This window comes from Streptomyces sp. DT190 (assembly GCF_049846985.1).
Taxonomy (GTDB): domain Bacteria; phylum Actinomycetota; class Actinomycetes; order Streptomycetales; family Streptomycetaceae; genus Streptomyces.
In genome coordinates this window covers 139,911-151,828 of sequence record NZ_JBNCNM010000006.1, presented here as the reverse complement: position 1 = coordinate 151,828, position 11,918 = coordinate 139,911, and the positions used below count along the sequence as shown (strand labels likewise).

12 protein-coding genes are annotated in these 11,918 nt (G+C 73.3%); 9 read left to right on the top strand and 3 right to left on the bottom strand.

Features of this window, described 5'->3' with window-relative positions:
- Positions 1 to 6 precede the first annotated feature (6 nt).
- The 5 genes from ACPXCS_RS13725 to mscL all read left to right on the top strand — a co-directional run bounded on the left by ACPXCS_RS13725 (position 7) and on the right by mscL (position 4,489).
- Positions 7 to 1,299: an MFS transporter gene (locus ACPXCS_RS13725; protein ID WP_425946932.1), complete on the top strand. Its 1,293-nt coding sequence runs from the start codon at positions 7 to 9 to the stop codon at positions 1,297 to 1,299.
- 67 nt (positions 1,300 to 1,366) lie between these two features.
- On the top strand, positions 1,367 to 1,684 hold the full coding sequence (locus ACPXCS_RS13720; protein ID WP_425946933.1) for an FmdB family zinc ribbon protein: 318 nt from the start codon (positions 1,367 to 1,369) through the stop codon (positions 1,682 to 1,684).
- Between the two features lie 78 nt (positions 1,685 to 1,762).
- Positions 1,763 to 2,686, top strand: a complete 924-nt coding sequence (locus tag ACPXCS_RS13715; protein ID WP_425946934.1) for an S-methyl-5'-thioadenosine phosphorylase — start codon at positions 1,763 to 1,765, stop codon at positions 2,684 to 2,686.
- Positions 2,687 to 3,262: 576 nt separating this feature from the next.
- Positions 3,263 to 3,880, top strand: a complete 618-nt coding sequence (locus tag ACPXCS_RS13710; protein WP_425947104.1) for a hypothetical protein — start codon at positions 3,263 to 3,265, stop codon at positions 3,878 to 3,880.
- Positions 3,881 to 4,030: 150 nt separating this feature from the next.
- Positions 4,031 to 4,489 (top strand): large conductance mechanosensitive channel protein MscL, encoded by a 459-nt coding sequence (gene mscL, locus ACPXCS_RS13705; protein WP_425946935.1) that lies wholly within the window; start codon positions 4,031 to 4,033, stop codon positions 4,487 to 4,489.
- Between the two features lie 88 nt (positions 4,490 to 4,577).
- On the opposite strand, the gene ACPXCS_RS13700 is transcribed toward mscL, so the two are convergent.
- Positions 4,578 to 4,757, bottom strand: a complete 180-nt coding sequence (locus ACPXCS_RS13700) for a hypothetical protein (protein WP_425946936.1) — start codon at positions 4,755 to 4,757, stop codon at positions 4,578 to 4,580.
- Positions 4,758 to 4,813: 56 nt separating this feature from the next.
- Between ACPXCS_RS13700 and ACPXCS_RS13695 the strand changes: the two genes are divergently transcribed.
- The 4 genes from ACPXCS_RS13695 (at position 4,814) to ACPXCS_RS13680 (ending at position 9,476) form a co-directional block, all read left to right on the top strand.
- Entirely contained in the window at positions 4,814 to 6,043 is a 1,230-nt protein-coding gene (locus tag ACPXCS_RS13695; RefSeq protein WP_425946937.1) for a low temperature requirement protein A, read from the top strand.
- Between the two features lie 84 nt (positions 6,044 to 6,127).
- Positions 6,128 to 7,168 carry a P1 family peptidase gene (locus ACPXCS_RS13690; RefSeq protein ID WP_425946938.1) on the top strand — a complete coding sequence of 347 codons (1,041 nt, stop codon included), beginning with the start codon at positions 6,128 to 6,130 and terminating at the stop codon, positions 7,166 to 7,168.
- Positions 7,169 to 7,332: 164 nt separating this feature from the next.
- Positions 7,333 to 8,550 carry a L,D-transpeptidase gene (locus ACPXCS_RS13685; RefSeq protein WP_425946939.1) on the top strand — a complete coding sequence of 406 codons (1,218 nt, stop codon included), beginning with the start codon at positions 7,333 to 7,335 and terminating at the stop codon, positions 8,548 to 8,550.
- A gap of 179 nt (positions 8,551 to 8,729) precedes the next feature.
- Positions 8,730 to 9,476 carry a DUF6227 family protein gene (locus ACPXCS_RS13680; protein ID WP_425946940.1) on the top strand — a complete coding sequence of 249 codons (747 nt, stop codon included), beginning with the start codon at positions 8,730 to 8,732 and terminating at the stop codon, positions 9,474 to 9,476.
- A gap of 6 nt (positions 9,477 to 9,482) precedes the next feature.
- On the opposite strand, the gene ACPXCS_RS13675 is transcribed toward ACPXCS_RS13680, so the two are convergent.
- Positions 9,483 to 9,638, bottom strand: a complete 156-nt coding sequence (locus ACPXCS_RS13675; RefSeq protein WP_425946941.1) for a hypothetical protein — start codon at positions 9,636 to 9,638, stop codon at positions 9,483 to 9,485.
- 117 nt (positions 9,639 to 9,755) lie between these two features.
- Positions 9,756 to 11,858, bottom strand: coding sequence for a PTS fructose transporter subunit IIABC (locus ACPXCS_RS13670; RefSeq protein ID WP_425946942.1), 2,103 nt, complete (start codon positions 11,856 to 11,858; stop codon positions 9,756 to 9,758).
- Between the last annotated feature and the right edge of the window lie 60 nt (positions 11,859 to 11,918).

The following is an 11,918-nucleotide window of genomic DNA, read 5'->3' as shown; positions in this document are numbered from 1 at the left end:
CGGGCCGTGGCATCCACGGTCACCTCGAAGACGTCGGAGAACCCGCCGGCTTCCGCCCGCCCGGGATACGGCCGGCTGCTGCGCACCCGCGGCGCCTGGACGTTCCTGCTCCCCGGTTTCGCGGCGCGCCAGCCGTTCGCGATGCTGACGATCTCCATCGTGCTGCTGGTGCAGCACACCACCGGCTCCTACGGCGCGGCGGGCGCCGTCGCGGCCGCGACCGGTGTCTCCATGGCCCTCTTCGCGCCCTACAGCGGCCGCCTCGCGGACCGTCACGGGCAGCGCGCCGTGCTGATCCCGGGCGTGCTGCTGCACGCGGTCTCCGGGCTGACGCTGACGGCCCTGGCACTCGTGGACGCGCCCCTGTGGGCGCTGTTCGCCGCGGCCGTCCCGACCGGCGCCTCGGTGCCGCAGGTCGGGCCGATGGTGCGGGCCCGCTGGGGCGTCACGCTCAAGGGCTCGCCCCTGATGAGCACCGCGGCGGCCTTCGAGTCCGTCACGGACGAGCTGACCTTCGTCGTCGGGCCGCTGCTGGCCACCGCCCTGTGCACGGCCGTCGACCCGGCGGCCGGGCTGCTCACGGAGGCCTCGCTGACCCTGGTCGGCGGGCTGCTGTTCGCGGCGCAGAAGAGCACCCAGCCCTCGGTCTCGGGCGGCGGCCACGCGCGCGTGGAGCACACGTCCGCCCTGCGCGTCCCCGGGATCCGCGTCCTGATCGTGACCTTCCTGGGCATCGGCACCGTCTTCGGCGGCATGCAGGTCTCGCTGGCCGCGTTCACCGAGTCGATCGGCGAACCGGGCCTGAACGGCGTCCTCTACGGCGTCTTCGCCGCGGGCAACATGCTCTCCGGCCTCGTCTGCGGCGCCATCGCCTGGAAGGCGGCACCGCAGCAGCGCCTGGTCGTCGGCTACCTGGCCCTGGCGCTCACCGCCTCGGGCCTGTGGGCCGCCCACTCGGTGCTGGTCCTCGCCGGTCTCGGCCTGCTGGTCGGCATGTGCATCGCGCCCGCCCTGATCACCGGCTACACCCTGGTCGAAAGCCTGGTCCCGGCCGGCGCCCGCACGGAGGCCTTCACCTGGCTGACCGGCGCGGTCGCCCTCGGCCAGGCGGCGGCCGTCACGGTCGCCGGACAGCTGGAGGACCGCCTCTGGGACGGCGCCGGTTTCCTGGTGCCGATGGGCGGCACGGTGCTGGCCCTGGCGACCCTGCTGGCCCTGCGTTCCCGGCTGTCCCCGCGGGCCCACGGCCGGACCGTCGCACGTGGCGTGGGTCACCGCGTGCCGGTGGCAGTGGACTGAGCGGCCGGAATACGTCACTATGGAGCGTCGTTAGCACTCATCGAGTGAGAGTGCCAGGAGGAAGACAGTGCCCACCTACCAGTACCAGTGCACCGAGTGCGGCGAGGGCCTCGAGGCGGTGCAGAAGTTCACCGACGACGCTCTGACCGAGTGCCCCAGCTGCCAGGGCCGCCTGAAGAAGGTGTTCTCGGCGGTCGGCATTGTCTTCAAGGGCTCCGGCTTCTACCGGAACGACAGCCGCGGCTCCTCGTCGAGCAGCTCCCCGGCGTCGAAGTCGTCGAGCTCGTCCTCGTCGTCCTCGGACTCCGGCTCGTCGAGCTCGTCGAGTTCGTCGTCGAGCGCGGGCAGCAGCTCCGCGAGCAGCAGCAGCACGACCGCCGCGTAAGGCCTGATTCTTACGGGACCCTGTCGCCCTCGGGGCGACGGGGTCCTCGGCGTTTCCGCCTGCGGTTAGGGTGCGGGCATGGCGAACAACGCGAACGCGGCGACCCCGGTGGACTCGGCGGGCACGGAGGGCACGGAGGGCACGGAGGGCACTGAGGGCACTGAGGGCACGGAGGGCGCCGGGATCGGCGTCATCGGCGGCTCCGGGTTCTACTCCTTCCTCGACGACGTGACCGAGGTCCGGGTCGACACCCCCTACGGGCCGCCCAGCGACTCCCTCTTCCTCGGTGAGGTCGCCGGCCGGCGGGTCGCCTTCCTGCCCCGGCACGGGCGGGGCCACCATCTGCCGCCGCACCGGATCAACTACCGGGCCAACCTGTGGGCGCTGCGGTCGGTCGGCGTGCGCCAGGTGCTGGCCCCCTGCGCGGTGGGCGGTCTGCGCCCCGAGTACGGGCCGGGCACGCTCCTGGTGCCGGACCAGCTGGTGGACCGCACGAAGTCCCGCGCCAACTCCTACTTCGACGGACTGCCGCTGCCCGACGGCACGGTGCCGAACGTCGTGCACGTGTCGCTGGCCGATCCCTACTGCCCCGCCGGGCGGGCCGTGGCACTGAAGGCGGCGCGCGGACGGGACTGGGAGCCGGTGGACGGCGGCACGCTGGTCGTGGTCGAGGGGCCGCGCTTCTCGACCCGTGCCGAATCGTTGTGGCACCAGGCGCAGGGCTGGTCGGTCGTGGGCATGACCGGCCATCCCGAGGCGGCCCTCGCCCGCGAGCTGGAGCTCTGCTACACGTCCCTGACACTGGTCACCGACCTCGACGCGGGTGCGGAGACCGGCGAGGGCGTCTCGCACGACGAGGTACTGCGGGTGTTCTCGGCGAACGTCGACCGGCTGCGCGGCGTGCTGTTCGACGCGGTGGCCGGGCTGCCGGGGGCGGAGGAACGGGACTGCCTGTGCGTGAACGCGCTGGGCGGGATGAATCCGGGGTTCGCGCTGCCGTAGGGGCGGGCGGGCTGGCTGGCCGGACGGGTGGGGCCGCGCGCTGCCGCAGGGAGTGGGCAGGCCGACCGGACGGGTGAGGCCACGCGCTGCCGCAAGGAGCGGGCGGGCTGACCAGGCGGGTGGGGACGCGCGCTGCCGCAGGGAGTGGGCAAGCCGACCGGACGGGTGAGGCCACGCGCTGCCGCAAGGAGCGGGCGGGCTGACCAGGCGGTGGGGACGCGCACTGCCGTCGGTCGCCGGCGGGCCGACCGGACGGATGGGGCCACACGCTGCCGCAGGAGCGGGCCCATCGCGGACGGGTGGGCTCGCCGGCGGGCCGACCGGACGGATGGGGACGCGCGCTGCCGCAGGGGCGGGCCCATCGCGGACGGGTGGGCTCGCCGGCGGGCCGACCGGACGGGTGGGGACGCGCGCTGCCGCAGGGGCGGGCTGATCGCGGACGGGTGGGTCGGAAGCCGGAATTCGCCGTTCGGGTGAGGGAGTTGTCCACAGGCCGGCGGTGGGTCCACAGGCCGGAGCGGAGTGCGGCGGGACGCCTCATCGTGGGGAGCGCAAGCCGGTCCCTCGTCCCAGGTGGTGGTCCCCGTGTCCCTCGCTCGCCCTTCGTTCGCGCCGTCCCCGCCGTCCCCGTCCTCCCCGCCCTCCTGGGCCGTCGCGCCCGGCCCGCCCGGGGCCGAGGTTCCCGCGACCCGCGAGGTGCCCGGGTTCGACCCGGTCCGGGTACGGGGCGGCGGCCGCGCGGGCCGGCTGGTGCGGCACCGGCGGCGGGCCGTGGCGGTCGGGCTCGCGGTCACGGCGACGGCGCTCGTGGCGGCGGGCCCGCGCGACGCCGAGGGGGCTCGCGGCCATCCCCCGGCGCAGTCCCCCGCCCGCGCGGCCCCGGCCTCCGGGGAGCAATCCACCCGGGCCCGCCGGGCGATCGCGGCGGTGACGGCCCCGGTCCGGATCGCCGACGCGGCGACCGTACGGCTGCTGCGGCCGGGTGACCGGGTCGACGTCATCGCCGCGGAGGAGACGGCGACGGGCGGGGACGCCCGGGTCGTCGCGCGCGGAGCCCGGGTGACCGAGGTGCCGGAGCCCTCCCAGGACGCCACCGACGGCGGGGCGCTGGTCGTGCTCTCGGTGCCGCGCGCCACGGCCGCCCGGCTGGCCGGCGCGAGCGCCACCACGCGGCTGGCGGTGACGCTGTGGTGACCGGCGCGCGGGCGACGCGGAAGGTACGTCGGCGCGGGGTTCCGTCACGCCCCTCGTTGGAGGGACCCGCTTGCCCGGTTCGGCCGCACGGTGCCGTAGGTTGCGGAGCGTTTTGTTCCACAAGCTGCTCGTACGAGGAGAGGCCCCCAGGTGAGCGAGAAGAAGGATCCGAGCGTCTGGGAGGGCTTCAAGGCCTTCCTGATGCGCGGCAACGTCGTCGATCTGGCGGTGGCGGTGGTGATCGGTGCCGCCTTCACCAACATCGTCAACGCCGTGGTGAAGGGGATCATCAACCCCGTCGTCGGGGCCATCGGGACCAAGAACCTCGACCACTACAGCTCCTGCCTGAGCTCGACCTGCGAGGGCGAGCAGGGCATCCAGATCCTGTGGGGTTCGGTCCTCGGCGCCGCTCTCAGCTTCGTGATCACGGCGGCGGTCGTCTACTTCCTGATGGTCCTGCCGATGGCGAAGTACCTGGCCCGGGTGGAGGCCCGCCGGAAGGCGAAGGAGGGCACGCAGGAGGTCATGGAGGTGACCGAGCTGGAGGTGCTGAAGGAGATCCGGGACGCCCTGGTCGCCCAGCGCGGCTCGGGGCACGACCGGCGGTAGCGCCGCGCCCGGCGGCCGCAGGGGCGTCTCACCGGGGGGTGCGCCGGGCGTGGCGCCTGGTGAGGCACCGGGCGCTGCACCGGGTCGCTCAGAGGTGGTGCGGCGGCTTCTCGTCGAGGAAGCGCTTGAGGTCGGCCGCGCTGCCGCCGGAGTCGCCGCGCTCGCCCCAGCCGCGGTCGGTGTCGTCGGAGGACTGCTGGTCGAGCGGGTCGTCGAAGACCAGCGCGGGCTTCGGCGCGCGCGGCTCGGGTTCGGGAGCGGTGCTCATGCGTCCAGGGTACGGTCGCGGAGAAAATCCCGGCTCCTTCTGTTGTGCTGGGGACCATGACCTCCAGCACCCCTCCCCCGCCCGACCCCTCCGACGCGCCCGGCGGCCGGGGTCCGCTGCGCAGGATGAGGGCCCGCGGCCGCGACGAGGCGCACCGGACGGCCTCGCCGCTGGAGCTCTTCTTCGACCTGTGCTTCGTCGTGGCCGTCGCCCAGGCGGGCATCCAACTGGTGCACTCGGTCGCCGAGGGGCACGCGGGCGAGGGGATCGTCGACTACGCGATGGTGTTCTTCGCCCTGTGGTGGGCGTGGATGAACTTCACCTGGTTCGCCTCGGCGTACGACAACGACGACGTGCTGTACCGGGTGGTCACGCTGGTGCAGATCGCCGGCGTGCTGGTCCTCGCGGCGGGGGTCTCCCAGGCGTTCGAGGAGCACGAGTACCTCGTGGTCTGGCTGGGGTACGCCGTCATGCGGCTCGCCCTGGTGGCGCAGTGGCTGCGGGCGGCCCGTTCGAGCGAGGGCCCGGAGCGGTCGACGGCCCTGCGCTACGCCGGCGGCGTGCTGCTGTGCCAGGTCGGCTGGCTGGGGCTGCTGTTCCTGCCCTCGGGGGTGCGGCCCTGGTGGTTCCTGGCGATGGCGCTGCTGGAGATGTCCGTGCCGCTGTTCGCGGAGCGGGGCCGTGCCACGGCCTGGCATCCGCGTCACATCGCGGAGCGGTACGGCCTGTTCACCATCATCGTGCTCGGCGAGACGGTCGCCGCGGCCACGGTCGCGGTGAAGTCGGGCGTCGACGAGAACGACGCGCTGGGCGAGCTCCTCCCGATCGCCGCGGGCGGCCTGCTGATCATCTTCGCCGCGTGGTGGCTGTACTTCGTGGTGCCCATCCACAGCCATCTGCGCTCCAACCGGCAGGCGTTCCTGTGGGGCTACGGCCACTACGCGGTGTTCGCCTCGGCGGCCGCGATCGGGGCGGGGCTGGAGGTGGCGGTGGAGCAGACGGTGGGCGAGGCGCACATCTCCGCGCTGGCGGCGTCGGCCGCCGTGACCCTGCCGACGGCCCTCTACCTGCTGACCCTGTGGGCGCTGCACTCCCGCCACTTCAAGGTGGGCATCACCCAGCAGCTGGTGCTGCCGACGACGGCCCTGCTGGTGATCTGCTGCACGTTCCTGGGCGACTGGGCGGTGCTCGCGGCGGGTGTGGTGGTCGCGCTGTCGGTGGCGGTGGGAGAGACACTGGCGACGCGCCCGGCGCGGGTGCACGCCGCTTCGGGCCGGGCGGCCTGACCGCACCGGCCGGCCCGGCGCAGGCCCGCCTCGGCCGGCTCGTGGCGGCCCGCGCGGCCCGCCGTCTGGACGAGACTGTGCGCCATGACAGTCGAGGCTCGGATGGACGCTCTGACGGATGTGGCCGGTCTGCGGGTGGGGCACGCGACCCGCGCCGGCGACGGCTGGCTGACCGGCACCACGGTCGTACTCGCCCCGGAGGGCGGGGCGGTGGCCGCCGTGGACGTACGGGGCGGCGGTCCCGGCACCAAGGAGACGGACGCGCTGGACCCGCGCAACGTGGTGCGCAAGGTCGAGGCGGTCGTCCTGACCGGCGGCAGCGCCTACGGGCTCGACGCGGCGTCGGGGGTGATGGCCTGGCTGGAGGAGCGGGGGCGCGGCATCCGGGTCGGGGCGGACCCGGCGCACGTGGTGCCGGTGGTGCCCGCGGCGTGCGTCTTCGACCTGGGCCGGGGCGGTGACTTCCGGGCCCGGCCCGACGCGGCCCTGGGGCGGGAGGCGGTCGAGGCGGCCGCGGCGAGCGAGCCGGGCGCGCCGGTGCCGCAGGGCTGTGTCGGTGCGGGCACGGGCGCGGTCGTCGGGGTGGTGAAAGGCGGCGTCGGCAGCGCGAGCACGGTGCTCGCTTCGGGAATCACGGTGGCGGCGCTGGCGGTGGCCAACGCGGCGGGATCGGTGCTCGATCCGGAAACGGGGGTGCTGTACGGAGAGTTGTTCCAGGGGCGGGTCGCCTATCCGCGGGCGGAGGTCCACGAGGCCGCGCGGCGCAGGCTCGCCGAGACGTCCGCGCGGAGTGCGCCGCCGCCGCTCAACACCACGCTGGCCGTGGTCGCCACGGACGCGGACCTGACGAAGGCGCAGGCGCAGAAGCTGGCCGGGACGGCCCACGACGGCATCGCCCGCGCGGTGCGGCCGGTGCATCTCCTCAACGACGGGGACACGGTGTTCGCCCTGGCGACGGGCGACCGCGCCCTGGACGCGGCGAACCCGCTCGCGCTCAACGAGGTCCTCGCGGCGGGCGCGGACGTCGTGACACGGGCGATCGTGCGGGCCGTGCGGGCCGCCGGGCCGGTCGACGGGCCGGGCGGGGCGTGGCCGTCGTACGGCGAGTTGTACGGCGGCCGCTGACGGCCCGGGCCGCGCTCGGTGCCGTCACGCGGAGCCGGACTTTGTCGCGGTTCTGTCACGTGACAGCGTTCACCGCGCACGGACGGAACCCGGCCGGGGGCCGGTCCCCTCTTCCCTCACGTACTGGAGCGGATCACGCACATCACTTGAACTGGGAGCAGCCCGTGACAACGCCGGACATTGCAGCGCGGCGCGTACTGGGGGCCTGTGCCGCCCTGGTGGTCGGCGCCCTGACGCTCACCGCGTGCGGTGGCAGCGCCAACGCCGAGGACGACGGGAAGGGCGGCAAGGGCGACACCAAGACGTCCGTCGCGAAGATCGCCATCTCGGCCGAGGACGGTTCCACCGGCGCGTCCATCAACACCACCGGCGTGAAGGTCAGCGACGGCAGGCTGACGGACGTGAAGATGACGGTGGCGGACAACGGGCAGAGCGTGCCCGGCTCGCTCACCGCGGACGGCAAGGCGTGGAAGCCGAAGGAACGCCTGGAGCGCGGGACGAAGTACCGGATATCGGCGACCGCGAAGGACGCCGAGGGCCGGACGGCCGCGGCCAACTCCATCTTCACCACGGTGACGTCGTCGAACAGCTTCATCGGGACGTACACGCCGGACGACGGCACCACGGTCGGTGTGGGCATGCCGGTGTCGTTCACCTTCGACAAGGCGATCACCGACCGCAAGGCCGTGCAGTCGCACATCTCGGTCACGTCCAGCAGCGGGCAGAAGGTCGTCGGGCACTGGTTCAACGGCCAGCGGCTCGACTTCCGGCCCGAGGAGTACTGGAAGGCCGGGTCCAAGGTCACGATGAAGATCGACCTGGACGGGGTCGAGGGCGCGAACGGCGTCTTCGGGGTGCAGAAGAAGACGGTCACCTTCACCGTCGGGCGCTCGCAGGTCTCCACGGTCGACACGAACACGCAGACCATGACGGTCGTCCGGGACGGCAAGACGCTCAAGACGGTCCCGATCTCGGCGGGCAGCCCGGAGCACACCACGTACAACGGGCAGATGGTGATCTCCGAGAAGTTCGTGCAGACGCGGATGAACAGCCGGACGGTCGGGCTGGGCGGCGAATACGACATCCCGGACGTGCCGCACGCGATGCGCCTGACGACGTCCGGGACGTTCCTCCACGGCAACTACTGGTACAACAAGGGCAACCCGCCGTTCGGCCGCCAGGGCACCAGCCACGGCTGCGTCGGCCTCGCGGACGTCCGGGGCGCCGGGGGCGACACCTCCGCCAAGTGGTTCTACGACAACTCCCTCATCGGGGACGTGGTGATCGTGAAGAACTCGCCCGACAAGACGGTGGCGCCGGACAACGGGCTCAACGGATGGAACATGAGCTGGAGCCAGTGGGTCGCGGGCAGCGCCGCCTGACCTCACGAAGTACTGCTCCAGCAGGCGTTTTTGACGAACCGACGGGTCCGCGCGGGAACTTTTCGCGCGGCCCGCGCGTTTTCGTGGACGTACGTTTTCTCGGTTCCCGGACATGATGTCCGACCGAGGGGCTACGGTATGCACTCACAAGGTGACATGCAGCAACGCCGGGAGAAACCTTGAGCGTTCCGTACGAGACGGCAGCGTACGAACCCCATGACTCGCCCGAGTCTCCGGAGGAGCACCTCGCGCGACTCCTCGGCCGTGCCCTGAACTCCTTCGAGCTACCGGACGAGACGATACGGCGGCTGGACTGCGCGCTGGCGCACGACGGTTCGCTGCACTCCGCGCACCACAGCGCGGGGCTGCACCGCGAGACGTACCGGCACACGTGGCTGCTGGCCGACGGCTCGGCGCTCACGCTCTGGGAGCTCGTCCACAACACCGCGCCGGGCAGCGAGCCGCAGCACGAGGTGTACGTCGACGAGGAGGAGCTGCGGGCCGCGACCTCGCGGCTGCCGCTGCCGCCGGACACACCGGACTTCGAGCTGCCGGTGACGGTGCAGCTGTCCCCGGCTCCCACGCCCCGGCACGCCTACGCGGCGGAGGACTCGGCGGACCACGCGCGCCGCTTACTGCGCCGGGCGGAGAACACGGACCGGCCGGGCGCGGACACGGCGGCCCTGCTGGCCACGGCGTCCGGTCACCTGATCACCCAGGCCTTCGGCCGTCCCTGCCGCGCGGGCCGGGCTGGTCTGGGCTTCTCGCTCTACGAGCACGCGTTCCTGCTGCGCGACGGCGAGGAGCTGTCCCTGTGGGAGGTCGAGCACACGGCGACGCCGGACGGGCGGCACATGTGCGAGGTGTACGCCAGCGAGGACGCGGCGCGTGAGGCGATGGAGCGGCGGGCGGCGCAGCTGTCGTAGCGCGGTTCAGTCGCCGTCGCCGAAGCGGCGTACCAGCTCGGCGAAGGCGTCCGCCTCCTCGGAGGTCAGTTCCACGGACTCCGACCGGGAGCCCGTCTGCCGCTGCTGCGGGAGGGCGGGGAGGGAGTGGCGCTCGGGCCACCGCGAGACGTGATCGGACATGTGCCCCAGTAGACACCACGGCCCGGGGCATCGGTCCCGGGCCGTGATTTTCGTGATCTATCTCGCAGGCGGCATGAACAGCTCACACAGCCCGAAAGGGGCGGTTCCGGTTGAGCCTCAGGCCGCCACCGGCTGCTTGCGCTCGGCCGCCGGGGCCGCGGTGCCCTCGTCGGGGGCCGCGGTGGCGCCGGGAGCCGGCTTGCGCAGGCCCTTCAGGACGACGACCAGGGCGGTGGTGACGCAGACGCCCGCGGCGATGGCGACCAGGTAGAGCAGCGGGTTGCCGATCAGCGGGACCACGAAGATGCCGCCGTGCGGGGCGCGCAGGGTGGCGCCGAAGGTCATCGACAGGGCGCCGGTGAGGGCGCCGCCGGCCATCGAGGCGGGGATGACGCGCAGCGGGTCGGCCGCCGCGAACGGGATCGCGCCCTCGGAGATGAAGGAGGCGCCGAGCACCCAGGCGGCCTTGCCGTTCTCGCGTTCGGTCCGGGTGAAGAGCTTGCCGCGCACGGTCGTCGCCAGGGCCATCGCCAGCGGCGGGACCATGCCGGCCGCCATGACCGCGGCCATGATCTTCATCGCCGAGTCGCTGGGACTGGCGACCGCGATGCCGGCGGTGGCGAAGGTGTAGGCGACCTTGTTGACGGGGCCGCCGAGGTCGAAGCACATCATCAGGCCGAGGAGGGCGCCGAGCAGGATGGCGTTGGAGCCGGACAGGCCGTTGAGCCAGTCGGTCATGCCCTTCTGGGCCTCGGCGATGGGCTTGCCGATGACGACGAACATCAGGAACCCGACGATCGCCGAGGAGATCAGCGGGATCACCACCACCGGCATGATGCCGCGCATGGCCGCCGGGATCTGCACCTTCTGGATCGCGATGACCACGCCACCGGCGATGAGGCCGGCGGCGAGACCGCCGAGGAAACCCGCGTTGATGGTGAGGGAGATCGCGCCGCCGACGAAGCCGGGCACGAGGCCGGGCCGGTCGGCCATGCCGTAGGCGATGTAGCCGGCCAGGACGGGGACGAGGAAGCCGAAGGCGACGCCGCCGATCTGGAAGAGCAGGGCCGCCCAGCTGTCGGCCTGCGTCCAGACGAAGTGCTCCATCACCGACGGGGCCTTGTTGATCTCGTATCCGCCGATCGCGAAGCCGAGGGCGATCAGCAGACCGCCCGCCGCGACGAACGGCACCATGTAACTGACGCCGGACATCAGCCACTTGCGCAGCTTGGTGCCGTAGCCCTCGCCGGAGCCGCCGGAGCGCTCCACCGGGGTGGCCGGGGCGGAGCCGGCGGTGACCTCACCGCGGGCGGCCTTCTCGCGGACCTCCGCGATGAGTTCGGCGGGGCGGTTGATGCCCGCCTTGACGCCGACGTCGACGGTGGGCTTGCCGGCGAAGCGTTCCTTCTCCCGTACGGGCACGTCGTGGGCGAAGATCACGGCGTCGGCGGCGGCGATGACCGCCGGGTCGAGCCGGGTGAAGCCGGCCGAGCCCTGGGGTTCGACGGTGATGTCGACGCCCGCCTCGCGGCCGGCGTTCTCCAGCGACTCGGCCGCCATGTAGGTGTGAGCGATGCCGGTGGGGCAGGAGGTGACGGCGACGATGCGGAACGGGCGTTGCGCACCGGCGGTGACCTCGCCGGCGGTGGCCTCGTCCGCGTCGGCGGTGACCGTGGCGGCGGCATCGTCCGCGTCGGCGGTGACCGTGGCGGCGGCGGGAGAGGCCGCTCCCGCCGTCGCCACGGGGTCGGTGGAGAGGGCCGCGGCGGGTGCCGGCGGCTCGTCGCCGCGGATCAGCGCCGCGGCGGCCGCCGGGTCGCCCACCGCGCGCAGGGCGTCGGTGAACTCGCTGTTCATCAGCTGGCGGGCCAGGGAGGACAGGATCGTCAGGTGGGCGTCGTCGGCGCCGGCCGGCGCGGCGATCAGGAAGATCAGGTCGGCGGGGCCGTCCGCCGCGCCGAAGTCGATGCCGGCCGCGCTGCGCCCGAAGGCGAGCGTCGGCTCGGTGACGTGTTCGCTGCGGCAGTGCGGGATGCCGATGCCACCGTCGAGACCGGTCGGCATCTGGGCCTCGCGGGCGGCCACGTCGGCGAGGAAGCCGTCCAGGTCGGTCACCCGGCCCAGGGCCACCATGCGCTCGGCGAGGGCGCGGGCCGCCGCTTCCTTGGTGTCGGCGGACAGGTCGAGATCGACCAGTTCCGCCGTGATCATGTCGCTCATCGCGGGCTCCTTAGCACGCGTATCGCCCGGTGGGTGGAGTGGGCGGGGAGGGGGACGGGG

Coding starts and splice junctions, on each gene's coding strand:
- ACPXCS_RS13715 (WP_425946934.1), top strand. CDS start 1,763: ATGGCGAACAACGCGAACGCGGCGACCCCGGTGGACTCGGCGGGCACG.
- ACPXCS_RS13690 (WP_425946938.1), top strand. CDS start 6,128: ATGACAGTCGAGGCTCGGATGGACGCTCTGACGGATGTGGCCGGTCTG.
- ACPXCS_RS13695 (WP_425946937.1), top strand. CDS start 4,814: ATGACCTCCAGCACCCCTCCCCCGCCCGACCCCTCCGACGCGCCCGGC.
- ACPXCS_RS13670 (WP_425946942.1), bottom strand. CDS start 11,858: ATGAGCGACATGATCACGGCGGAACTGGTCGATCTCGACCTGTCCGCC.
- ACPXCS_RS13675 (WP_425946941.1), bottom strand. CDS start 9,638: ATGTCCGATCACGTCTCGCGGTGGCCCGAGCGCCACTCCCTCCCCGCC.
- ACPXCS_RS13700 (WP_425946936.1), bottom strand. CDS start 4,757: ATGAGCACCGCTCCCGAACCCGAGCCGCGCGCGCCGAAGCCCGCGCTG.